This window comes from Beduini massiliensis (assembly GCF_000829905.1).
Taxonomy (GTDB): Bacteria; Bacillota_I; Bacilli_A; order Erysipelotrichales; family Coprobacillaceae; genus Beduini; species Beduini massiliensis.
Window position 1 is genome coordinate 270,808 of the sequence record NZ_CDPP01000006.1, and the last position, 22,209, is coordinate 293,016.

Annotated in this window: 27 protein-coding genes; 8 read left to right on the forward strand and 19 right to left on the reverse strand. The window is 36.1% G+C overall.

The features are described 5' to 3' along the window. The first annotated feature begins 101 nt into the window (after window positions 1-101). Window positions 102-1,541, forward strand: a complete 1,440-nt coding sequence (locus BN1225_RS11400) for a DUF4118 domain-containing protein (protein ID WP_052466598.1) — start codon at window positions 102-104, stop codon at window positions 1,539-1,541. Further along, window positions 1,531-2,211, forward strand: a complete 681-nt coding sequence (locus BN1225_RS11405) for a response regulator (protein WP_041139947.1) — start codon at window positions 1,531-1,533, stop codon at window positions 2,209-2,211. Before BN1225_RS11400 ends, BN1225_RS11405 begins: the two co-directional genes overlap by 11 nt. A 374-nt stretch (window positions 2,212-2,585) precedes the next feature. Here the strand turns inward: BN1225_RS11405 and BN1225_RS11410 are convergent, their stop codons facing one another. From BN1225_RS11410 to BN1225_RS11450, 9 genes are all read right to left on the reverse strand, one after another. Next, window positions 2,586-3,887: a hemolysin family protein gene (locus BN1225_RS11410; RefSeq protein ID WP_041139948.1), complete on the reverse strand. Its 1,302-nt coding sequence runs from the start codon at window positions 3,885-3,887 to the stop codon at window positions 2,586-2,588. 89 nt (window positions 3,888-3,976) lie between these two features. Beyond that, complete coding sequence (locus tag BN1225_RS11415; RefSeq protein ID WP_041139949.1) at window positions 3,977-4,492, reverse strand: DUF6568 family protein; 516 nt, start codon at window positions 4,490-4,492, stop codon at window positions 3,977-3,979. Window positions 4,493-4,550: 58 nt separating this feature from the next. Continuing rightward, window positions 4,551-5,138 carry a recombinase family protein gene (locus tag BN1225_RS11420; protein ID WP_041139950.1) on the reverse strand — a complete coding sequence of 196 codons (588 nt, stop codon included), beginning with the start codon at window positions 5,136-5,138 and terminating at the stop codon, window positions 4,551-4,553. Between the two features lie 155 nt (window positions 5,139-5,293). Beyond that, complete coding sequence (locus BN1225_RS11425; RefSeq protein ID WP_041139951.1) at window positions 5,294-5,728, reverse strand: PH domain-containing protein; 435 nt, start codon at window positions 5,726-5,728, stop codon at window positions 5,294-5,296. Window positions 5,729-5,774: 46 nt separating this feature from the next. Further along, complete coding sequence (gene gpmI / locus BN1225_RS11430) at window positions 5,775-7,289, reverse strand: 2,3-bisphosphoglycerate-independent phosphoglycerate mutase (protein ID WP_041139952.1); 1,515 nt, start codon at window positions 7,287-7,289, stop codon at window positions 5,775-5,777. A 120-nt stretch (window positions 7,290-7,409) separates the two neighbouring features. Further along, complete coding sequence (locus BN1225_RS11435) at window positions 7,410-7,592, reverse strand: LiaF transmembrane domain-containing protein (RefSeq protein WP_041139953.1); 183 nt, start codon at window positions 7,590-7,592, stop codon at window positions 7,410-7,412. A gap of 50 nt (window positions 7,593-7,642) precedes the next feature. Further along, window positions 7,643-8,047, reverse strand: coding sequence for a hypothetical protein (locus BN1225_RS11440; protein WP_041139954.1), 405 nt, complete (start codon window positions 8,045-8,047; stop codon window positions 7,643-7,645). Between the two features lies 1 nt (window position 8,048). Beyond that, window positions 8,049-8,675: a response regulator gene (locus BN1225_RS11445; protein WP_041139955.1), complete on the reverse strand. Its 627-nt coding sequence runs from the start codon at window positions 8,673-8,675 to the stop codon at window positions 8,049-8,051. Window position 8,676: 1 nt separating this feature from the next. Continuing rightward, on the reverse strand, window positions 8,677-9,741 hold the full coding sequence (locus BN1225_RS11450; RefSeq protein ID WP_052466600.1) for a sensor histidine kinase: 1,065 nt from the start codon (window positions 9,739-9,741) through the stop codon (window positions 8,677-8,679). A 144-nt stretch (window positions 9,742-9,885) separates the two neighbouring features. Between BN1225_RS11450 and BN1225_RS11455 the strand changes: the two genes are divergently transcribed. Genes BN1225_RS11455 through BN1225_RS11465 form a run of 3 tightly spaced genes read left to right on the forward strand, consistent with a single transcriptional unit; the run spans window position 9,886 to window position 13,111 of the window. Beyond that, window positions 9,886-10,824, forward strand: coding sequence for an ABC transporter ATP-binding protein (locus tag BN1225_RS11455; RefSeq protein ID WP_041139956.1), 939 nt, complete (start codon window positions 9,886-9,888; stop codon window positions 10,822-10,824). Window positions 10,825-10,845: 21 nt separating this feature from the next. After that, window positions 10,846-11,955: an ABC transporter permease gene (locus BN1225_RS11460; protein WP_187117558.1), complete on the forward strand. Its 1,110-nt coding sequence runs from the start codon at window positions 10,846-10,848 to the stop codon at window positions 11,953-11,955. Further along, entirely contained in the window at window positions 11,942-13,111 is a 1,170-nt protein-coding gene (locus BN1225_RS11465) for an ABC transporter permease (protein ID WP_041139957.1), read from the forward strand. The genes BN1225_RS11460 and BN1225_RS11465 overlap by 14 nt, the downstream gene beginning before the upstream one ends. 22 nt (window positions 13,112-13,133) lie before the next feature. On the opposite strand, the gene BN1225_RS11470 is transcribed toward BN1225_RS11465, so the two are convergent. From BN1225_RS11470 to BN1225_RS11490, 5 genes are all read right to left on the reverse strand, one after another. Beyond that, window positions 13,134-13,565 (reverse strand): DUF3788 family protein, encoded by a 432-nt coding sequence (locus BN1225_RS11470; RefSeq protein WP_041139958.1) that lies wholly within the window; start codon window positions 13,563-13,565, stop codon window positions 13,134-13,136. 37 nt (window positions 13,566-13,602) lie between these two features. Next, window positions 13,603-14,364: a GNAT family N-acetyltransferase gene (locus BN1225_RS11475; protein ID WP_041139959.1), complete on the reverse strand. Its 762-nt coding sequence runs from the start codon at window positions 14,362-14,364 to the stop codon at window positions 13,603-13,605. Window positions 14,365-14,425: 61 nt separating this feature from the next. Continuing rightward, window positions 14,426-14,971 (reverse strand): GNAT family N-acetyltransferase, encoded by a 546-nt coding sequence (locus BN1225_RS11480; RefSeq protein ID WP_041139960.1) that lies wholly within the window; start codon window positions 14,969-14,971, stop codon window positions 14,426-14,428. A gap of 96 nt (window positions 14,972-15,067) precedes the next feature. Continuing rightward, the gene (gene tpiA / locus BN1225_RS11485) at window positions 15,068-15,811 is read right to left on the reverse strand and encodes a triose-phosphate isomerase (protein WP_041139961.1); all 744 of its coding nucleotides are present in this window, start codon (window positions 15,809-15,811) and stop codon (window positions 15,068-15,070) included. Window positions 15,812-15,835: 24 nt separating this feature from the next. Next, the gene (locus BN1225_RS11490; protein ID WP_041139962.1) at window positions 15,836-17,020 is read right to left on the reverse strand and encodes a phosphoglycerate kinase; all 1,185 of its coding nucleotides are present in this window, start codon (window positions 17,018-17,020) and stop codon (window positions 15,836-15,838) included. Between the two features lie 193 nt (window positions 17,021-17,213). Between BN1225_RS11490 and BN1225_RS11495 the strand changes: the two genes are divergently transcribed. From BN1225_RS11495 to BN1225_RS11505, 3 genes are all read left to right on the forward strand, one after another. Next, the gene (locus BN1225_RS11495; protein ID WP_052466604.1) at window positions 17,214-17,546 is read left to right on the forward strand and encodes a rhodanese-like domain-containing protein; all 333 of its coding nucleotides are present in this window, start codon (window positions 17,214-17,216) and stop codon (window positions 17,544-17,546) included. Between the two features lie 89 nt (window positions 17,547-17,635). Further along, on the forward strand, window positions 17,636-17,956 hold the full coding sequence (locus BN1225_RS11500) for a DUF6442 family protein (RefSeq protein ID WP_041139963.1): 321 nt from the start codon (window positions 17,636-17,638) through the stop codon (window positions 17,954-17,956). A gap of 5 nt (window positions 17,957-17,961) precedes the next feature. Next, complete coding sequence (locus BN1225_RS11505; RefSeq protein ID WP_041139964.1) at window positions 17,962-18,177, forward strand: helix-turn-helix transcriptional regulator; 216 nt, start codon at window positions 17,962-17,964, stop codon at window positions 18,175-18,177. A gap of 275 nt (window positions 18,178-18,452) precedes the next feature. Here BN1225_RS11505 and BN1225_RS11510 read toward each other — a convergent pair whose 3' ends face one another. The 5 genes from BN1225_RS11510 to BN1225_RS11530 all read right to left on the reverse strand — a co-directional run bounded on the left by BN1225_RS11510 (window position 18,453) and on the right by BN1225_RS11530 (window position 22,200). Beyond that, window positions 18,453-19,031: a TetR/AcrR family transcriptional regulator gene (locus BN1225_RS11510; protein WP_041139965.1), complete on the reverse strand. Its 579-nt coding sequence runs from the start codon at window positions 19,029-19,031 to the stop codon at window positions 18,453-18,455. A gap of 107 nt (window positions 19,032-19,138) precedes the next feature. Continuing rightward, window positions 19,139-20,107: an aldo/keto reductase gene (locus tag BN1225_RS11515; RefSeq protein WP_041139966.1), complete on the reverse strand. Its 969-nt coding sequence runs from the start codon at window positions 20,105-20,107 to the stop codon at window positions 19,139-19,141. Between the two features lie 88 nt (window positions 20,108-20,195). Continuing rightward, window positions 20,196-20,951, reverse strand: coding sequence for a helix-turn-helix domain-containing protein (locus BN1225_RS11520; protein WP_041139967.1), 756 nt, complete (start codon window positions 20,949-20,951; stop codon window positions 20,196-20,198). Between the two features lie 168 nt (window positions 20,952-21,119). Continuing rightward, the gene (locus tag BN1225_RS11525; protein ID WP_041139968.1) at window positions 21,120-21,860 is read right to left on the reverse strand and encodes a carboxymuconolactone decarboxylase family protein; all 741 of its coding nucleotides are present in this window, start codon (window positions 21,858-21,860) and stop codon (window positions 21,120-21,122) included. Window position 21,861: 1 nt separating this feature from the next. Further along, window positions 21,862-22,200, reverse strand: a complete 339-nt coding sequence (locus BN1225_RS11530; RefSeq protein WP_041139969.1) for a MerR family transcriptional regulator — start codon at window positions 22,198-22,200, stop codon at window positions 21,862-21,864. Window positions 22,201-22,209 lie beyond the last annotated feature (9 nt).

Genomic DNA, 22,209 nt, shown 5'->3' on the forward strand with positions numbered 1-22,209 from the left:
TCAACAAAATCTACTTTATCTTAACGACATCTTAATCCTTATTCACACGATTTGCTTTTGCTTAATCGATGTAAATGTATATAATGAGAATAGGTGATAAAATGAATAAATCAAAAGATCTGCTGATCACGATTTTAGCGATGGGATGTGCAACACTCATTGCTTGGCTGTTTACTCTCTTTACCAATAATCCGGCCAATACTTCTATTTCTTATATATTTTTTATCGTGCTCATTTCACGTTATACCTCTGGTTATCGTTGGGGTGTTATCGCTTCAATATTTTCTGTTTTTGCGATTAATTTTCTTTTTACGTACCCCTATTTTAAAATCAACTTTACTTTATCCGGCTATCCTTTAACGTTCATTGGACTTTTACTGATCTCTATTTTTTGCAGTGCCATCACAGCACATGCCAAAGAACAGACACGTATTGCCAATGAACGAGAAATGATGATGATGCGTTTAAACGATTTCAATCGTTCTTTATTGATTGCTAAAGACAGTGATCAGACTATCGACATTACTTTGGCATATATTCATACCTTACTGCATCGTGACTGCCTCATCTACTTTGAATACGAAGATATAAAAAAACAGATATCCACTTGTGACCCGGCCTGTTTTGAAGAATTCTCCGTCAAAACCAGCATAGCGCATGTTTTAAAGGAACAGACCATCTTTAGAGATCATGGCTACACATATTTGCCATTAGACCAACTCGGGGTTGTCGGAATCAAGGATTTAACCAGTGATACTTCTTTAACTTATCTTTCCTTGATTGTTCAGCAGTCTGCTATGAACTTAGAAAAGCAAGTCCTTCAAGATACACATCATCGTTTAAGTGTGGAAACGGAAAAAGAAAAGATGAGAGCCAATCTATTACGTGCCATTTCTCATGATCTGCGAACCCCTTTAACGAATATGATTGGGGCAAGTGCCACATATATTGAAGCGAAGGAACATTTAAGTCAGGAAGAACGTGATCGCTTAGTCGCAAGTATCCACGAAGATTCTAACTGGCTTTTGCACATGGTAGAAAATCTTTTATCCGTGACCCGCATTCGCCAAGAAGAAACAAAGGTCACTAAAACGGCGGAAGCAGTAGAAGAAATTGCTGCCGAGTCGATCACGCGTATCAAAAAACGTTATCCTGAAACAAAAATTAAAGTCACCGTTCCCGATGAATATTTATTGGTACCGATGGACGCTACGTTGATCGAACAGGTTATTATTAATCTAATCGAGAATGCCATCAAATATGCCAAATCAGTCCAGCCAATCGAACTTGTTGTCACAAAAACGAAGACTCACGCTTTTTTCAATATTATCGATTATGGGGTGGGATTTGACACTGAAGACATGGAAACAATCTTTGATTCTTATCGCAGTAATGATACTTCTAAAGGAATGGGCATTGGACTTTCTATTTGCAAAACGATTATTCTTGCCCATGATGGAGACATATTTGCGAAAAAAAATCCGCTGGGAACACAGTTCACTTTCTTATTACCGTTAGGAGGTCAATCTTATGAAAGCTAAAATTATGATCATTGAAGATGAAATCAATATATGCAACTTTGTATCGACTACTTTACAGGCACATCACTATGATACCTGTAAATTTCTAAAAGGAAAAAAAGCATTAGATTACCTTCAATCCAATACGATCGACTTAATTTTATTAGATTTAGGGCTTCCGGATATGGATGGCATCGATATTTTAAAATACGTTAAAGACCATACGACCATCCCCATCATTATTATTTCTGCACGTACCGATGAAAAACAGAAAGTAGAAGCACTGGATCTCGGTGCAGACGACTATATTACAAAACCTTTTGGAACAGAGGAATTGTTAGCGAGAATCCGCACTACTTTTCGTCATTTTGATCATCTTAATCCATCGCATTATCATTATAAAGATTTGCTGATTGATTTTGACAAACGTCGTATTACACTTGCCAATGAGGATATTCATCTTACTCAAATTGAGTACAAACTGGTCTCTTTACTCGCAAAAAATGCCGGTAAAGTATTGACATATGATTTCATTATCAAACAAATCTGGGGTCCTTATGCTCCTGATGATAATCAAATTCTTCGCGTCAACATGGCAAACATTCGTCGCAAATTAGAATCAAACCCGGCAGATCCGCAATATATTTTTACAGAGGTCGGTGTGGGCTATCGGATGGCGGAACCGCAGTAAATATCTAATTTAATTTATGCCAAAAGATTGTGACATTTTTCTACATTGATTTTTAATCCTCTTTCTTTTATGCTTATAATAGAATAAATAATAGGAGGCAAGGTATGGAAAATAAATATGTACGTCTTCTTGTATTGGTCGTGGGAGTATTACTTCTTAGTGGCTTTATGTAAAAAGAACTCCCTTAAAAAGATGCTAGGTTAAATTTGGGCTAATTTAACTTAGCATCTTTTTTTACAGTATAATTATCATTTGCACAGCAAAAATTCTGATCAGCTTGAATTTAGACATCGGCATGAAATATTTCTATTTTATCCCTTCTCCATAATAAAAAAAGTCATAGGTTTCCCTACAACTCATCTAGTCACTATTGACTATTTTTTTAATTTTACTTTTTCTATACGCAGATCATGAATATCTACGACCGTAAACTCTAAATCATCAATCATCACAATCGGATGAGTTCCCGGTTTAGGAATATATCCCAGCTTTTCAATGATCAGACCTGACACTGTATCACTATTGACAGAAGTTAATTTCAAATCGAGATCTTCATTGATTTCCACTAAACTTAATTTTCCATCGATAAGATAACTGCCATCTTCATTGCGGAGAATCTGATCTTCTTCAAAATCATATTCATCATTTAAGTCTCCGACAATCTCTTCGACTAAGTCCACCATTGTCACAATCCCACTGAAAGCACCATACTCATCAATAAGAATTGCCATATGCTGACTGCTGTTTTGCAGTTGAGTAAATAATTCTTTTGTATTCTTGCTGTCTGGTATAAAATAAGGTTCTTTCATGATCTTTCTGATATCCACTTCTTCAAATGAATGACGATGTGCTTCGATCATGAAATCTTTCATATTCAAAACCCCGATGACATCATCAATATCTTCATCATAAACCGGTACACGGCTATGGTAAGTATTTAATAATTCATCCAAGTAATTTTTTATTGGTTCATTAATATCAATTGCATAAACATCCACACTTGGTGTCATAATATCTCGAGCCGTTTTATCATCAAATAAGAAAATCGAATTGATCATCTGAGCATCTTGTTCATTAAATACACCGATTTCACTTCCGTTGTCAAGCATGGCAATGACTTCTTCTTCAGAAACACTTTCTTCAAATTCTGATGAACGAATACCTAATAATCTTAATACACCGTTGGTAGACAACGATAACAATTTGATAAACGGTGACATCACTTTAGATATAAAATTAATGGGTTTAACTGTCAACAAACTAAACTTTTCTGCATGATGCAGCGCTAAACGTTTGGGTACCAATTCCCCAAAAACTAAAGTGAAGTACGATAAAATGATCGTTACGACTATAACTGCTAATGTAGATGAATAAGGAATTCCTGCATTTACCATCACATTGGCTAAAACCTGTGAAATTCCTGTTGCTGCCGAAGCACTTGAAAAGAATCCGGCAAAAGTAATAGCGACCTGAATCGTCGACAAAAACTTTGTTGAGTCATCAAACAGATGTGTCAATAAAGTCGCTCTTGAATCGCCTTGGGCAGCTCTTGCACGTATCTTATTCTTATTGACAGATACGATGGCCATCTCTGCTCCTGCAAAAAAGGCATTCACTAAAGTTAAAAAAACTAAAAATAATAATTGAATTAATATGTTTCCCGACGCGGGGTCCATTTCTTCATTCCTCCTAACATATTGCTACCATTATAGCAAAACAATTATGAATAGATGATGAATAAAATGAAATCTTAACGCTTTCTTTATTATTCTTGTTTGTAATTTTCGTCCATCCACTCTTTAAATTCTTCTACAAATTCATTAAACTTATCTTGTTTTTTGGCTTCATCGGTAATTCCGTAATAATCTAAATCTAAAAATGTATAGCGATCTATGATTTTATTATTTCGATAATGCTGTAAAGTGGGGGTCCAATCATAGTCTAAATTCTTTTGCAGATGATCATAGAACTCAATTTCTTGTTGGGAAGCTCCTTGCTTTTTGGCGTTATCTCGAAAATTCTTCACATTCAAATAATAAATCCCCTGTCCGGTTTCATTGACATAGTCCTCTAAATAAGGATAAAAGACCTGACAATCCCCACAATCAGGCCGCCCGATATAAAGCAGGAAATCTGTTTGCGAAGATAGCTTCTCTTTCAATTGTGTATAATCTATTTCTTCGATCGCGGTTGTACGATCATATTGGGTTTCTTCTTTTTCTCTTTGGGTACAACCCGCTAAAATGAGCATGAAACAAATAACGATTAACCATCTTTTCATAAGATCCTCCTTTTTTTATGACTATATCATAAATAGCTGATAGTTTCTATGACTTTCATTATTTCTTACGCCATCTGTAGAATGTTGAGATACTGACGTTTAGCATATCTGCTGCTTCTTTTGTCGTAATTTGCTTTTTATTAAATAAACGAATCACCTCACTGTAGTAATCCGGTTTATTAATGGGAGTCGGTCCAAATTTCACACCACGTTTTTTTGCAGCTTCGATTCCTTCCGCTTGTCGCTGACGAATATTTTCTCTTTCATTTTGGGCAACGAAACTTAATAACTGTAGGACTAAATCCGAAATAAAGGTTCCCAACAAGTCCTTGCTTCGGGTCGTATTCAGCAGCGGCATATCAATGACGACGATATCCGCTCCAATCTTTTTTGTGATCAGTTTCCATTGATCAATGATTTCTTCATAGTTTCGCCCTAACCGATCAATTGATTTCACATAGACGACATCGCCGTTTTTAAGTCGTTTGATCATGCGCTTGTAAGCCGGACGGTTAAAGTCTTTTCCGCTCAGTTTATCCGTATAGAGATTCTTTTTAGGTATATCATATTGATCTAATGAAAACTTTTGACGGTCATCATTTTGATCTTTGGTTGAAACACGGATATATCCAAAATTATTTACCATAATTTACCTCCTTATAGTGTTAGTATGACTACGCGAATTAATAGTATACTAAATAGTATTTTGCAGTAAATCATCGTAAAAGAAAATAGTAGTTTCTATACTTGCCTTTCTTTTTTTAAATACTAAATTAAAAACACGATACAAGCTGTTCGTGTTTATTTATTCAAAACTTGAATATGATTTGCCTTTAACAACAACTGTTGAATAAATTCCTTCTTTCTTACAGGTGAGATCAGTATTTCATCTTCTCCGTTTCCACCGTTTTGTGCTTTAAAGACCAAATCGATGCGATCCAATGACAATCCTGAAGAGGCAAGCGGATTATATGTTTCTTTTAATGTTCGAATATCTTGGTAAGGAATTTTCAAATGCGTCATAATGCCACAGCGAATAAAAAGATAATCTTTTTCTAAAACATAGTACGTTCTAAATGTAAGATCGAAAATAAGCAAATCACAGGGAATCAAAACAAGTAAAGCAATGATATTTGCGGTATTTGAAAAACCATGTTCAACCAATGGAAAATGCAGCCAAATCATCAACGCTATGGAAAGAATCCAGATAATTCCTATTTTAGAATGATATTTCATAAGCCCTCTCCTATTAGACAAAAAGATCCCGTGAAGGGACCTTTTATTATTTTAATAAGCTGTTTCCTGTCATTTCTTCAGGGATTGGCAATCCAAGAAGTTCAATGATCGTCGGTGCTAAATCACCTAATTTTCCACCTTCTGCTAATTCTAAATGAGAATTTGTCAGAATTAATGGTACATCATTTGTAGTATGCGCAGTAAATGGATTATTGTCTTCATCCAACAGCATCTCACTGTTTCCATGATCGGCAGTAATCAGCATTGTTCCACCTAATTCCAAGACTTTTTCATAGATTTCACCAACGCATTCATCAACAACGCTAACCGCTTTGATGGCAGCTGAAATAATTCCGGTATGTCCCACCATGTCACAGTTTGCAAAGTTTACAATCACCACATCATGAATATCTTTATCTAATTCCGCAATCAATTTATCTTTTACTTCATAAGCAGACATTTCCGGCTGAAGATCATAAGTCGCTACTTTTGGTGAATTTACCAATACACGTGTTGCTCCATCGATTTCTTTGTCAATTCCTCCATCCATGAAGAAAGTAACATGGGCATATTTTTCAGTTTCGGCAATTCTTAATTGCTTCATTCCCATTGCTGATAAGTAATCTCCCAATGTATTGGTTAATGTAGGCAACGCAAATGCGATGTCTCCATTTACAGTATCGGCATATTTCATCATGCACACAAAGGCAAGATTTTTTGGTTTGTTGTCTGGTTTATAATCATAAACGTCAGCAGTTAATACATTGGCAATCTGCATTGCACGATCCGGTCTGAAGTTTGCGAACACGACGGCATCATTATCGGCAATTGCACCGTTGACTTCACTATTATATGCCGGAATAACGAATTCATCGAAAACTTCTTTCGCATAGCTGTCTTTAATATATTGTACCGGGCAAGTAAATGATTCTCCTTTATGGTTAACCATTGCCTGATAAGCTAAATCAATACGTTCAAAACGTTTATCTCTGTCCATCGCATAATAACGTCCTGAAATGCTTGCTACTTTACCGATTCCGATTTCTTTCATTTTATTTAATAATTCTTCTACGAATGAAGCTGCTGAATCAGGAGCCACGTCACGTCCATCTAAGAACGCATGCACATAGACTTCTTCTAATCCTTGTTGTTTTGCCATTTTTAATAAAGCATAAATATGTTCATTAGAAGAGTGAACCCCACCATTTGATAATAATCCCATGATATGGAATTTAGAACCATTCGCTTTAGCGTGATCCATTGCTTTAATAAATTTTTCGTTTTTAAAGAATTCTCCGTCTTCTACTGCTTTATTGATTAATGTCAATGATTGATAAACAATTCTGCCGGCACCGATATTCAAGTGACCTACTTCACTGTTTCCCATTTGTCCTTCTGGCAATCCTACCATTTTTCCGCTGGCTTTGATCGTTGTTGTCGGATACATTGCCATCAAATCATCAAGTGCTGGTGTATTCGCTAATTTAACGGCGTTCCCTGATACTTTAGGGCTTAATCCGTAACCATCTAAGATACACAACACAATTGGTCTTTTTTTCATCAATAATTACCTCCTATATGCTTCATATTATAATCATTTTAACGAAAGAATTCAAATATTAAAAGGAAAATACACCGTTATTCAGCCATTATTTTTATGCAACCGTTTACATTATGTTTTTTATTTTTTCTTTCTTGGTTCTCCCCAAAGATATATTCCGATAAACACCAAAACCAACGGCCAGTAATTTTCAAAGAATGTGGTGAGTTTTTGCAGGATTCCGTTAAACTCACTGGTTTGGTCCATCGTTAATATAAAACCTAAAATAATCAACATAATTCCTAAGTTTTTTCTGATTTGCATCCTTATCACCCACTTTATCTTAACAGTGAGGGGAAAAGAAAAATGTCAAATCATAAATTTGACACTTCTTTTGCGAAAATGAGGAATTTATCCAGTTTGATTCGTTCTTCTCCTCTTCGTGAAAAGACACGAATAAAGCGTTCCTGTGTATCATATTCAAAACGTGCTGAATGAATCAGAGCATTGACATCATCTCGAATATATTCCGGAATGACGATATAGCTGTTTTCGCTCATTTTTCTTAACAAGACCGCAAGCAGAGCCAAAGTGATTTCTAAATCAAAATAGCTTTCTTCTAAGTCTAATTCTAAATAATGGTCGGCTATGAAATCTTCCCGATCATAGATCTTATCGATTCTGTTCATCACCATTTCTACTTGATTGATATTGGCTTCAACCGCTTCGATAAAACATTGCTTTTTCATTTTCCGTGTTCTTTTTTGAGTTTCACTCATTCTACTCTCCCCCTAGATGCTGATAATAGAAAATTGCCAGCTGTGTGCGATCCCGCAGTTCCAATTTATTGAGTAAAGAACTTAAATAGTTCCGCACCGTTCCTTCCGATAAAAACAAAGTAGCTGCTATTTCCTTATTATTAAATCCTTTTGCGACCAACGTAATAAAATTCAATTCTTTCTCGTTGAGTTCATACTTTTCTATCGCAGAGGGGATTTTATTATCTTTTAAAGTAGGAATCTTAGAAATAATCTCTGTATTAAATACATTCTGACCTGCTGCCACTGCTTTTAAAGAAGGAACAATACAGTCAAAGTTTTGTTTTAAGATATACCCTTTAATCCCCAATTTAAAGGCTTCCATAATATATTCATCATCTAAAAAGGTCGTTAAAAATAAAATCTTGGCAAAGGGGTCGGCAGCTAAAATATGCTGACTGGCTTTGACGCCATTCCCGGATGCCATGCGAATATCCATGAGGACGACATCGGGATGCCAAAGCTGATAAAGTTCGACAGCTTCATTGCCGCTGTGTCCTACTGCCAGTACTTCAATGTGATTGGCTTCAATAATCGTTTTTAAAGAACTGGTGACCAATGGATCATCATCAATAATTATAATTTTCAAATTACTTCTCCTCCTTAGGTATCGTAATAAAGATTTCAAACCCGGCTTCTGTTTTAAAATTAATATATCCTTTATATTGTTCAACACGGTCACGCATATTTTTTAAACCCATACCATTTCCTTGAATGGTGCTTTGGCTTCCGTTATCTTTGATGATGAGCTGATAAAAGACAGGCTGTTCTCTTAACAATATATCTATCTTCGTTGCATCAGAATGCTTATATGTATTATGAATCGCTTCTTTTACAATCGCGATGATTGTATATTTCAGCTGAATATTATTTAAGTTCATCACATCATAAGCAAAGTCTATCTGATATTGAGGATAGGCATTCATTATTTTTTTTACTGCCACTTCCAAATCCAATGCATCATCTTTCATATCGTGGACATTGGTGCGAATCGCATCCAGTGCTTCTGTTAAGGTCATTTTCAGATTGAGCAAGGGTTCTTGCATATTGACTTGTTGGTTAATTGCGATTAATGCACCAACCTGCAATAAAGAACTGGATAAACCATGTCCGGCATGATCGTGAATCTCACGGGCAATACGGTTACGTTCCGTCAGGATCGCTAATTGCACTTCATAATCTTTTTGAATGATCAGATCTTTATTCTGTCTTGTTAGAAGCATCGAGATTTCCTGACTCTGATCACGCTGTAAACGATATAATGCATCAATTTTTTGATGTTCTTCATAACGTTTCTTTAAAATAACTGCCATCAGCACACCGATCGCCACCGCAAACAAGAACAGGCCATCGCACAAAAAGATATTCCAGATAAACGGCAAAGCCAAAAAAACAGTCAGCCAGTAAGCCCTTTTTCCATACACATCATAGACTGCCAAAGGTAAAAAAGCCAAGAAACTCGGATGAATAAAACAACAAACGCCTATCATTAATGGCAATATCCATGAATAATGCTTATCTTCCCATAAATAATATAGGGCGCTGAAAATTAATGCCCCCAATAATACAACGATGGAATAAAAATCAAGTCCATATAGGAATAACAATATCCAGCCTAATATATAAAAAATACACTTATCTATTATTTTTGTCATGATGTGTCCCTCTTTTTCTACTATAACAAACATTTCCGGATTACTCAATTGCTTATTATGACAAATGTCACTTGTGATTGTGACTTCCTGCACTTATAAATAACACTAAAACATAATAAGATAGAAGCATAAGGAGGAATACTTATGATTATTCATGTGGAACAATTAGTAAAAAGATATAAAGATTTAATTGCCTTGGATCATTTTGATCTGGATGTCCAAGAGGGCGAAGTGCTTGGGTTGTTGGGTCCAAACGGGAGTGGAAAAACAACAGCGATTAATTGTATGCTGTCACTGCTTAAATATGATAAAGGTAAAATCGAATTATTCGGTAAACCGATGACTGCTAATTCTTACGATATTAAACGGGATATCGGTTTAGTATTGCAGAATGTTGCGGTATTTGATGAATTGAGCGTAGAAGAAAATATTGATTATTTCTGCGGACTTTACATTTATGATAAAGCACAGCGCCAACGTTTAGTCAATGAAGCGATTGACTTTGTCGAATTAAATGACTTTAGAAAATTCAGACCTAAAAAACTAAGCGGAGGATTATTAAGAAGATTAAATATTGCCTGTGGGATTGCTCATCGTCCTAAATTGATTTTTATGGATGAACCCACCGTTGCCGTTGACCCGCAAAGCCGCAACAGTATTTTAAATGGTATCCGTCGTTTAAATAAAGAAGGAGCGACCATCGTCTATACCTCTCATTATATGGAAGAAGTAGAAGAGATTTGCAGTCATATTGTGATTATGGATAATGGGAAAATGGTAGCACAAGGGACAAGAGAACAGCTGAAAGCGATGATCTCTTTAAAAGAAAAAATTGAGATTGATCAGATCAAACTATCATCACAGCAGCTCGATGCCATTCGGGATATTGCCAATATCAATGAAGTCCAATACTATGGTGAACATTTAGAAGTAAAATGCAATGGCGGAGATCATAATTTAGTAAATTTATTAGATTATTTTAAAGAAAACAACATTGACTTTGGCATGATCTATTCTAAATTACCAACGTTAAATGATGTATTTTTAGAGATTACAGGTAAAGAATTAAGAGATCAGGGGTGATGAAGCATGATGTGGCATTTAATGAAATACCGATTTAAAACCTTACTTAAAGATCGAAGCCTGCTGTTCTTTTCCATTTTGTTTCCAATCGTGTTAGCCACTTTCTTTGGAATGACATTAAAAGGGGCATACAATGTCGATACATTAAAACCGGTAGAAGTCGCCATTGTAACCAATGAAAATTACGATCAGGATCAGGCATTTCAAGAATTTATTAAAACCATTTCACAAGAGGATGGATTGCTTGCACCTCGATACGTCAGTGAGAAAGAAGCGGAATCTCTTTTAGAAAGCGGAGATGTGAAAGGGATTATTACAAAAACAGAAACAATTTTGTTAAAAGTGAAATCTTCCGGAATTGATCAAACGATTCTTAAAACAGTAACCGATGAATATTTAGTCAAAAGTCATATGATTGAAAACCTGTTAGCTAATGGTGCCGATTTCCAACAGCTTATGGCGACGATGAATGATACAACTAATTATTTACAGTCCAATTCAACGGATAATGTGAATTTATCTGTCATCTTTTTCTACACCATTATTGCGATGTCTTCTCTCTATGGGGGAAACTGGTACATGCGTTGTATCTGTGATACGACTGCCAACCTGAGTGATCGAGGGATTCGTTTCAATGTGTCTCCGGTGAAAAAATCACAAGCATTACTTTGTGATTTCATCGCCGCAAATGTCATTCAGTTTGTTTCCATGCTTATTCTTCTTGCCTATCTAATCTTTGTCATCGGCATAGATTTTGGGAATCAGATATCGTTAATCTTCCTTACTATTCTAGGAGGAAGCCTTGCCGGAAGCTCAATGGGAAGTTTGATCAGTGCCGTTGGTACACAGGCTTATCAAGTCAAAACCAGCTTGCTCGTTGGCATTACCATGCTGATGTCATTTTTATCAGGAATGATGATGGTTCAGGTAAAATATTATGTCCAAGCCTATGCGCCGATTATCGCTAAGATTAATCCTGCCAATATGATTACAGATGCCTTTTATTCACTTTACTACTATGGCGGTGGTTCCCGCTTTTATATGAACATTGCTTCACTCTTCATTTTTTCAGGGATTCTTTATTTCATCAGCTTTATTATTTTAAGGAGGAAACAATATGACAGTTTATAAACTCTATCTAAAATTAATCCGTCGTAATTCCAAATCCATCCTTCTTTATTTATTCATCTTTGTGGGAATCTTCTTTATGTTTGCAATCATTAACTCATCGGAAAAAACAACCAATAGCTTTAAAGAAGTAAAACCGGCTATTGCCTATATCGATGAAGAACAAAGTCAGCTCTCTTTGAATTTAAAAGATTACCTGTCAACAATCACTGTGATGTCTGATATTGATTCAGCCGAAAATGCAAAAGATGCCTTATTTTTTGGTGATATTGCTGCTTGTATCACTATTCCACAAGGATTTAGCGAACAATTCAATAGTCAGCAGTCCACCAATATTCAAATTGAACAAAGAGAAGACGAAAGCAATGCAATGTTAGTACAGCAATACATCAACAGCTACTTGCAATCGGCTGCCACGTATCAAAAAAATACTACGTTAAGCTTAGATGAGATTCATGCTCAGATCTTAGCTGATCAATCCGTTAAAACAGAGATATCTTTTGCCTTAGCTAATCCTGAAAAAGCCAATGATGATGTGATATTACGTCAGTTATTCTTCAACTATTTATCCTTTATTTCTTTAAGTGTGACAATCTTGATTGTCGGCATTGTCATGCACAGCATCAACAACAGTGAAATTCGAAAACGAAATTTAGCTGCACCGATTAAAAGTGCTTCAATGAATATCCAGATGTTCCTAGGAAACCTTACTTTCTCGATAGGACTATGGCTTCTCTTTATGATCATTATCAGTATTTTCAGCAACAATATGCTGAATTCGGTTGGATTTACTTATATGCTGAACAGTTTGGTATTCTTCCTAGTTGCTTTAAGCATTGCATTCTTAGCCGCAAACTTAATCGTCAACGTGTCCCATCCAACCGAACTTCTCAGTGCCATTACAAACATTTTGGGATTAGGAATGACCTTCCTTGGCGGTGCTTTCGTACCACAAAAACTGATTAGTGATACGGTCTTGGCAATTTCCCGCTTTACACCTACTTACTGGTATGTATTGGTAAATGATAAACTGGTAGATCTAAATGAACCTACTTTAGAAATCTTTCAATATATCGGCATTCAGTCTTTATTCGCAATTGCCTGCTTCATTCTAAGTATGGTTGTTTATAAAAATAAACGGGTACAAGAAAGTATATAGTAAAAGATATAGCGTTTGAACGCTATATCTTTTTAGTTTCTCTTGAAAGGCATTTAATATCTAATAGTTTTTTTATATCCTCGATATGGTCAACACACGTGATACGATAATGTATCCAGCCACCATCTCCGCAAGGATATCTGTGATCTATATAATATTGCGTATAGTCCTTTAAATCGTGATAAACCGATTGATATTGTTTATCCGATAAGCGCATCATGACTGTAAAAGCATCATTCTCTGCGAAGATATTACAGATCAACTTCGTTTTTATTTTCCAAGCAACTCCCCAGCCATAACGATTGCCATAAGGAAAAACGATCTTTTGAACACTCCCCTCTTTTTTAGAAAGCCAGTCATTCAATTCTATAAATAAAGCCTTTTGCTCACCACAATATGCAGCCATTTCTTCAAATGTCGGCATTATGGTTTTATCCAGCATTCTTTCATACATTTTCTATCCCTCCCAAAACAGTTACAAATATATAGGTTTAAACAAGTCCTTGAGCCGCTAAAAATTTTTCAAATCGTTTTTCACTCATGATTTCATTGGTAATAAACTTTCCGTTATAAAATAAAGTATATGTGGTAAAGGGTGTTGGTGCTGACTGTGCTTCGAGTGCGGTCGTTATCTCATGCACCGATAAGTTCAGTCCATGTTTTATCGCACACTCTTTTAATACAGGCACATATTTATCGGTATGAGGGCATTGACGGGTGTAATATAAAACAAGTCCCATTTCTTCTATTTCACCTGTTTTAACGGAATCGGCAAATGTCGGTATAGGGGCTTCATCATGAAAGGGAAGATAGTATAAGATAAAATCATTAGGTACTTCATCTGCTACTTGAAACCCTTTATATTTCATATAATCCGGATCGGATAAATAACCCCGCTTCTTCTTAGAAGAAATGATCGTTACCCCGCATTTCCCTTGCTGCTTTGCATCTTCAATACAGTATTCCAACAACCTATTTGCAAACCCCTGTCCCTTAAACTGACCGGATACCCAGAAACAGTTAATATGCATATAGTCATCTGCACAAATAGGATACCATGCCTTTTTTGCCGGAATATATTCGATAAAGACTTTTCCGCGTGCATCTAACTTTCTAAAAACCAAACCGTCTTTAAAACGTTCGCTTAACCATGCTTTTTTCGATCCTACACAGTTTTCGCCCTTTTTATCAGATATTGCACAGCAGACATGTTCATCTTTAATATTATGTTCATCAACGTTAATAAAGTTCATTTTAATAACCTCCTCTACCCTTTCCATTATACATTGGTTAACTTGACAACAGGGTGTCCAGTTACAAATTTAAACTCATCAAATATTCATCCTCATAGTGTCCATCACGATATTTAAAAGACTTTTTTCTTAACCCATACACTTCAAACCCTATTTTTTTATACAATGCCAAGCCTCTTTCGTTGCTTGCGACAACTTCTAATTCTAATTGTTCATACCCCATTTCTTTTGCTTTATCGACTAATGCTTGAGTGATGGCACTTCCAATACCTAAGCCCCAGTAAGCTTTTTGAATAGACACTCCAAATACTGCCCGATGTTTCCCCCGATCACAATTTCCCACCGGATCAATTCCTCCGTTAGCGACAATCACGCCATCGACTACCGCACAAATCATCAGACTTCTGTGATCTTTTTCCACCTTTGCTAAATATCTTTCTTCCATTTCTTGTGTCATTTTAATTTCATCCGGATAACGCAGCATAAAATCAGTTTCAGCAGAGGTCATAACGAGATGACGCAAGATGCTTTCTGCATCTTTTGATGTCGGATGTCTTAATAAACACTCTCTGCCATCTTTTAAATAAATAGATTGTCTATAGATCATGACGTTTCCTCCTCCAGTCCCTTTTTAAAAGTATACCATATTTACAAGGGTTTTTATGAACAAAAAAAGATAGAGTTTTCACTCTATCTAAATCAATTATCCTAAGTTTTCGATCATTGCGATATAAGAATCAGCAACTAATGAAGCTCCGCCAACTAACGCTCCATCAATATCAGGCTGTTCTAATAAAGTTTTGATTCCTTCAGGTTTAACAGATCCACCGTATTGGATACGTACAGCGTCTGCTGCTTCCTGACCAAATAATTTAGCAAGTTCATCACGAATGATAGCACATACGTTTTGAGCGATTTCGTTCGTAGCTGTTTTACCAGTTCCGATTGCCCAAACAGGTTCATAAGCGATGACAACTTTTTTGATGCAGTTAGGACATACATCTTTTAAAGCTGCTGCTGTTTGAGTTCTTACAACGTTTTCAGTTTCGTCTGCTTCAAATTGTTCTAAAGTTTCCCCTACACAAACAATCGGAGTCAATCCATTTTTTAAAGCTTGTAATGTTTTAGCGTTTACTGTTTCATCAGTTTCACCAAAATATTGTCTTCTTTCAGAATGTCCTAGGATTACCCATTCAATTCCGATTTCTTTCAACATTTCCGCACTCACTTCACCTGTGTAGGCTCCGTTATCTTTGAAATGCATATTTTCAGCAGCAATATTTAGATTTCCTGCTAATTCTTTTGCTTTAGCTAACGCTAAATAAGGAACACCGATTCCCCAATCCGCATTATCCTTTACTTCTTTATCAACTGCATTGATGAATTCAACTGTTTCAGCAATTGTTTTATTCATCTTCCAGTTACCAAAAATGACTGGTTTTCTCATTTTATTTCTCCTTACGCTTTCTTCTTATTTATCATCAATAGCGGCAATACCAGGTAACACTTTACCTTCCATGTATTCTAATGAAGCACCACCACCAGTTGAGATATGAGATACTTTATCCGCATATCCTAACTGCATAACTGCAGCAGCTGAATCTCCACCACCGATAATTGTATTGCATTCAGGTAAGTTAGCTAAAGCTTCACATACCGCGATGGTTCCTTTAGCGAATGGTTCTAATTCAAATACACCCATTGGTCCATTCCAGATAACTGTTTTAGCCCCTTCTAATTCTTTTTTGAATAACTCAATAGATTTAGGTCCGATATCTAATCCTAAGTATCCATCAGGGACATCTTCACCACATTCTTTGATATCTCCATCAGTACCGAATTTATCAGAACAGATAGAATCGATTGGTAAGATTAATTTTCCTTTACCTTCTTCGATAAATTTCTTAGCCATTTCTACTTTGTCATCTTCACATAAAGAGTTACCGATAGAATGACCCATTGCTTTAGCGAAAGTATAGCACATACCCCCACCAACAATAACTTTATCTGCAACTTTTAATAAGTTTTCGATAACACCGATCTTATCAGATACTTTAGCTCCACCTAAGATAGCAACTAAAGGTCTAACTGGATCATTAACAGCTTTACCGATATAAGCGATTTCTTTTTCTACCAAGAACCCTGCTGCTGATGGTAAATGAGCTGGAATCCCTGCTGTAGAAGCATGTGCTCTATGCACTGAACCGAATGCATCTTCAACAAATACATCCCCTAATGAAGCCCAATATTTTCCTAATTCAGGATCATTTTTGCTTTCACCGGCTTCGTAACGTGTATTTTGAACCAAAATAACATGTCCGTTATCTGCTTTTGCGATTGCTTCTTCCAATACCGGTCCTCTTGTAGCGTCAACGAATTCAACTTCTTTACCTAATAATTTAGATAAAGCAGGAGCTACGACTGCTAAGTTATTTTTAGCTTTGTCTTCTTCTGTTTTTACTTTACCTAAGTGAGAGAATAAGACAACTGCTTTTGCTCCGTTATCGATCAAGTATTTAATCGTTGGTAATGCTTGAACAATACGGTTATCATTAGTGATTTCTCCAGTAGCTTTATCTCTTGGTACATTGAAGTCAACACGAACTAAAACTTTTTTTCCTACTACGTCAATATCTTTGATTGTTTTTTTATCCATTGTAAAATCCCTCCATGCAAGAATTATACCAAAATTAGCGGTTGATGTAAATTTCTTTTACCACTTTTCACAAGGTTTTCCCCCTTTTGTCAAGCTATTTTAATAAAAATAAAAAGAAGTCTGAATTTCTTGTTTTTTCGTATTCTTTAGCACATTTATACATTTCTTTCATATACTACATTGAGGTGGTCACATGTTCTATTATGATGATTATATGCGCGGGTGTTTCTATCAAGACCTTGCAACGATCCCAACGCTTCAGCAGCAAAAAGCACAGATGATTGATTTAAGAAACAGCAGTGCTTTTGAGCATGCCCATATTCCCGGTTTCATCAATATTCCCTATTCCCAAATTTACCAGCAGCTCCACTATATCGATAAGCGTTATCCGGTTTATTTTCTATGCGATAACGGACAAAAAAGCGAAATCGTTGCCAGTGATCTATGTGCCCATGGCTATCAAGCCTATTCGTTTATCGGCGGCTATAACCACTATCGCTATCAGCCCGACCAATCTCTTTATTAAAGACATCTGTGGATGTCTTTTTATTGACAAGTATACTTGGTATAATTATAATAAAATTGACAAGAAAACTTGGCAAAGAGGTGAATCCTATGACAAAAGAAGAAATACTAAGAAGAAGTCGTAATGAACGAAACGATGAAGGAAATGAATATGCGGCACAGAAAGGATTGAAATACGGCTATATAAGCTTTGGGTTAATCTCCATGATTATCATCATTGCGGATGCTTTTGGCGGAAGTGATATGCGTGCCTTTTATGCCGTCAGTGCCTTAATATGGGGATTTTTTTCAACCATCAATTTTGAATCGGCCCGCTTTAAGCATAATAAAAGCCTTATCCTAGCGAGCATTTTAGGTGCATTAACTGCCATTTTATCCCTTATCCGCTATTTCTATATCTTATTAGGTTAACTTGTATGGAAAATAACTTAATCTTAAAAAACCGACTTAAAACAGTCCGTACGCAAAAAAATCTATCCCAAACTCAGTTGGCTGAATTAGTCGGCGTATCACGCAATACGATCAGTTCGATTGAAACCGGACAGTTTAATCCTACCGCTAAGTTAGCATTGATTCTATGTATTGCCTTAGATAAAAAGTTTGAAGAATTATTTTATTTTGAAGATATTTAAAAGCACTGATTTTCGTCAGTGTTTTTTGATACGTTTTAAATTATATAAATTAGATGCTCCGGTAATTCCCCCAGCCAAAAAACTTCCTAAGCCAAATCGACTTCCTTGAAGCATGCCCCATACCCCGACGCCAAGAAGAATACCGCCAACCCCAAGCCCGATTGCAGAGCCTGCTCTGGCAACTTTTACATTTGGATAAGTTCCGGCTATGGCACGTTAGGATATTTCTTTTATTTTTTTATTACGTTCTTTTATCGTTTGCATTTTATTTCTCCTTACTCAAAGATATCATCGATCAAATGATCAATCATAAAGCCAAAAACCGCTTTGGGATCTGACAACATTTCATCTTTATGAGCAATCGTATTCAACATTGCCGATAAGATCGAAATCGCTAAATCTTCTTCTACCTTTAATTTTAAAAACGGTTTATTCAGCATAAATTTTGTTCCTACATAGCTATTTTCATTCAACTGCCGGCGTTGACTTTCACTCAGTTTATTTATAAAGCTTAAGAAATCCGGACTTTTATTATCATACATAAAAGGATGAGCGATATACTCCGCATAGACTTCTTTTAATGCTGAGGCAACCCCTATCTTGCTGGGATCTTGTTTAAGGCGACTCTCCACCTTTTCATATAAATCTTCTTGAATACGCACAATGACTTCATAAAACAACGATTCCTTTGTTTCATAGAAATGATAGAAAGACCCCTTGGCAATCCCAATATTTTGACACAACATATCAACGCTTGTTTTTTTGTATCCGTATTTTTGCCAACAAGCTTTGCATTCATCCAATAATTTTTGTTTTACTCTCTTTTTTTCTTCTTCACTAAATCCTTTTGGCACGCTCTCCCTCTTTTCTGTGACTATTATTTTAATTTCAGTCATATATATTTTATATCTGCCACCTCTTTTTGTCAACAAAGAAAAAACCAGCTGAACAAATCAACTGGTTATCTAAATCCATATTGAGTATGGGGAACATAGGGTGCCTCTAAATATTGAATATCTTCTTTAGAAAGGGTAATATCCATTGCTTTGATTGCTTCTTCTACATATTTTATCTTGGAAGCCCCTACCAAAGTACTGGTGATATAAGGTTTAGAATAAACCCAACTTAATGCAATCTGACTGGCAGACACATGATAACGCATAGCTAACTCATGAACACGTTTAATAATTTCACGATCGCTTTCTAACTGATAGGTATTCTGTAATTTACCAACCCCATCGTTTCTGGGAGCATCTGCTACTTTAACCAAGGCACCATGGGCTAACGGAGACCAAGGTGTAATCGCAATATTTTCGTACTGGCACATCGGAATCATTTCCTTTTCTTCTTCACGATAAAGCAAGTTATACATATCCTGCATACTAATAAATTTAGCCCAACCGTTCTTTTCGGCAATGCTGTTTGCTTTGATGAACTGCCACGCATACATGCTCGAAGCTCCGATATATCTCACTTTGCCCATTCTGACTAGATCATTCAATGCTTCCATCACTTCTTCGATTGGGGTCGTATAGTCCCAACGATGAATGATATACAGATCTAAATAATCGGTTTGAAGTCTTTCTAACGTTTTATCAATTTCCGTAAAAATGGCTTTTCTTGATAACCCTTTCGCATTTGCTCCATCAAACATTGGATAATACAGTTTACTGGCGATCACCACTTCATCTCGATTCGCAAAATCTTTTAATGCTCGTCCAACGATTTCTTCACTTGCACCCAAAGAATAATAATTAGCTGTATCAAAGAAATTGATTCCTTGTTTTAAAGCATATTGGATAATTTCTCTTGCTTCTTCTTCATTGGTTTTGCCCGGTACTCCGCCACGATCCAATTCACCAAATCCCATGCATCCTAAACATATTTTTGATACTTTTAATCCTGTCTTTCCTAAATTAACATATTCCATGATCTTTACTCCTTTGCTTTATTTCTTTACATTCCCACTTTAGCATTTGGAGCGCACTCCAAGTCAATAGATTTTTTAAGCAATGGATTTATTCATATTTCTTCCCAACAATATAAGTCCCAATGACCAAACTGCCTAACCCGCACCATATCAAAGGCCCTTTAATCTGATTCCATAAAGTAAGATCGAATACATGAATAATAATTAAACAAATAAGCGGATATAAAACCGCGATGGATAGCGTTCCTGTTTTCAATAATCGGCAGATGCAGCTCCAATTACTGTTGTTGAAAGATAAACCGGGCAGATGCATTCTCACTATTCCCTGAGTATAATAATTCACTTTATTGCCGTCATAATACCTCGGCAGTAAATCTTTCGCAAAGAAACAAAACCAACCCCCAAATACCAGCATTAAACCTGTTACTGCCAATACATCCTTTCTATCAAATGTCAGATCAGACATAAACAAAAGTACTGCTTCTCCAACAACAAGGAGACAACAGATTAAAAAAGCCAATGCCCAATTTCTTTTTTGTTGTCGCAATGTATCTTGGAGCTTTAAATCAAGTGATCCTACCACTAATCCCTCTACTTCACTTACAGCAATTCTTTCATCTTTGATGATTCTTTCCCCCCTTAAAAGTTCTGTCACAGTGACATTCAGCACTTCGGCAATCGGAATCAGCAAAGCAACATTCGGCATACTTAACCCTCTTTCCCATTTACTCACTGTTTTATCGGTCACATACAACTGTTCTGCCAATTCCTTTTGTGTAAGATTTTTTTCTTTTCTAAGCTCTGATACAAAACGTCCAAATTTTTCATTACTTATCGGTTCCATCTTGATCTCCTTTCGCTTTCATACTAGCGTGTTAACGTTTATAAATCAATCGACTGCCGGTAGAATCCGCTTGTCTACATCAATATGGTTTCTCAAAGACAGCTATTTTACTTAATTTTATATCCATAAAAAAAAGAGATAACAACATTCGCTGTATCTCTATGATGATTATAAAGTGACCTCATTAATTATATGAATAGCATTCAAGGTTCTGGGGAACCCGATATATGGAATACATTGAGTAATCGCTTCAATCAATAGTTCACGGGTATTTCCGACACGTATATTGGCTGCTGTGTGACTGCGCAGCTGATTTTCACATCCGCCTAAGGTGGCCAACATGATAAAGGTCATTAATTCACGCTGTTTTAGATCCAGTCCTTTTCTTGTATAAAAATCACCGAAACAATATTCAGATAGATAATTTTGAATATGTTTTAATTCTTTAGGTGCTTGATCATGTCCGCCTTGAATGGCAGCTTTAGTAAAAGCTGTACTTTGTACCTCAAACCCTTTTTCAAAACGTGTTTCTTCACTCACTGTTTTTTGCGAAGATAAAGGCAGTTCGATTGAATAATCAATGAATGTCTTGTTTACCACTTCTAAGGCATCCGTTACTTTTCCCACACCGATATAAGGCGTACATTGATAGATGGCTTCTTTGATCGCAATTGGTGAAAGATCACCGTTCAATCCCGCTATGACATGTTCCTTTAAGGTTACTAAAGTATGATTGGCTGTATTGGCAACGATCGCAATCAATTCTCTTGTTTTTAAATCCATTGTTCCATGTTGGTAAACATCTCCATATATAAAATCATTCATGATTTGCTGATACTCTTTGTCATAGTCTAAAGGACTGGCATGTAATGTATCATATAATTTTTGTGCTTTCTTTGATCTTTCCATTTTATTTCTCCTTTTCCAGCATATAAATCAGATAGTCAATCGAATCAATATTCTTTTGACCATCATGCACACTTTCTAAAAGTCGTGTTCGTTCTTTTTCTAACAGCTTGATTTTTTCTTGTTTGCCATATACCGGCAAATCTAAATAATTGGATATAGCCGATAATGTAAATCCGGCGTTTTTCAGCGTTATAATTAGGCTTAATCGATGAATATCCTCATCGCTGTATTCGCGGATTCCATTTATCCTCTTAACGTTATCAAACAGTCCTGAGCGTTCATAATACCGAAGCGTTGACATCGGGATTCCAAAATTTTTACTTACTTCACTGATTTTCAATGATAGTCC

Excerpts from the sequence above, each read along its gene's own strand:
- BN1225_RS11400 (WP_052466598.1), top strand. The coding sequence starts at position 102 with ATGAATAAATCAAAAGATCTGCTGATCACGATTTTAGCGATGGGATGT.
- BN1225_RS11405 (WP_041139947.1), top strand. The coding sequence starts at position 1,531 with ATGAAAGCTAAAATTATGATCATTGAAGATGAAATCAATATATGCAAC.
- BN1225_RS11410 (WP_041139948.1), bottom strand. The coding sequence starts at position 3,887 with ATGGACCCCGCGTCGGGAAACATATTAATTCAATTATTATTTTTAGTT.
- BN1225_RS11415 (WP_041139949.1), bottom strand. The coding sequence starts at position 4,492 with ATGAAAAGATGGTTAATCGTTATTTGTTTCATGCTCATTTTAGCGGGT.
- BN1225_RS11420 (WP_041139950.1), bottom strand. The coding sequence starts at position 5,138 with ATGGTAAATAATTTTGGATATATCCGTGTTTCAACCAAAGATCAAAAT.
- BN1225_RS11425 (WP_041139951.1), bottom strand. The coding sequence starts at position 5,728 with ATGAAATATCATTCTAAAATAGGAATTATCTGGATTCTTTCCATAGCG.
- gpmI (WP_041139952.1), bottom strand. The coding sequence starts at position 7,289 with ATGAAAAAAAGACCAATTGTGTTGTGTATCTTAGATGGTTACGGATTA.
- BN1225_RS11435 (WP_041139953.1), bottom strand. The coding sequence starts at position 7,592 with ATGCAAATCAGAAAAAACTTAGGAATTATGTTGATTATTTTAGGTTTT.
- BN1225_RS11440 (WP_041139954.1), bottom strand. The coding sequence starts at position 8,047 with ATGAGTGAAACTCAAAAAAGAACACGGAAAATGAAAAAGCAATGTTTT.
- BN1225_RS11450 (WP_052466600.1), bottom strand. The coding sequence starts at position 9,741 with ATGACAAAAATAATAGATAAGTGTATTTTTTATATATTAGGCTGGATA.
- BN1225_RS11455 (WP_041139956.1), top strand. The coding sequence starts at position 9,886 with ATGATTATTCATGTGGAACAATTAGTAAAAAGATATAAAGATTTAATT.
- BN1225_RS11460 (WP_187117558.1), top strand. The coding sequence starts at position 10,846 with ATGAAATACCGATTTAAAACCTTACTTAAAGATCGAAGCCTGCTGTTC.
- BN1225_RS11465 (WP_041139957.1), top strand. The coding sequence starts at position 11,942 with ATGACAGTTTATAAACTCTATCTAAAATTAATCCGTCGTAATTCCAAA.
- BN1225_RS11470 (WP_041139958.1), bottom strand. The coding sequence starts at position 13,565 with ATGTATGAAAGAATGCTGGATAAAACCATAATGCCGACATTTGAAGAA.
- BN1225_RS11475 (WP_041139959.1), bottom strand. The coding sequence starts at position 14,364 with ATGAACTTTATTAACGTTGATGAACATAATATTAAAGATGAACATGTC.
- BN1225_RS11480 (WP_041139960.1), bottom strand. The coding sequence starts at position 14,971 with ATGATCTATAGACAATCTATTTATTTAAAAGATGGCAGAGAGTGTTTA.
- tpiA (WP_041139961.1), bottom strand. The coding sequence starts at position 15,811 with ATGAGAAAACCAGTCATTTTTGGTAACTGGAAGATGAATAAAACAATT.
- BN1225_RS11490 (WP_041139962.1), bottom strand. The coding sequence starts at position 17,020 with ATGGATAAAAAAACAATCAAAGATATTGACGTAGTAGGAAAAAAAGTT.
- BN1225_RS11495 (WP_052466604.1), top strand. The coding sequence starts at position 17,214 with ATGTTCTATTATGATGATTATATGCGCGGGTGTTTCTATCAAGACCTT.
- BN1225_RS11500 (WP_041139963.1), top strand. The coding sequence starts at position 17,636 with ATGACAAAAGAAGAAATACTAAGAAGAAGTCGTAATGAACGAAACGAT.
- BN1225_RS11505 (WP_041139964.1), top strand. The coding sequence starts at position 17,962 with ATGGAAAATAACTTAATCTTAAAAAACCGACTTAAAACAGTCCGTACG.
- BN1225_RS11515 (WP_041139966.1), bottom strand. The coding sequence starts at position 20,107 with ATGGAATATGTTAATTTAGGAAAGACAGGATTAAAAGTATCAAAAATA.
- BN1225_RS11520 (WP_041139967.1), bottom strand. The coding sequence starts at position 20,951 with ATGGAACCGATAAGTAATGAAAAATTTGGACGTTTTGTATCAGAGCTT.
- BN1225_RS11525 (WP_041139968.1), bottom strand. The coding sequence starts at position 21,860 with ATGGAAAGATCAAAGAAAGCACAAAAATTATATGATACATTACATGCC.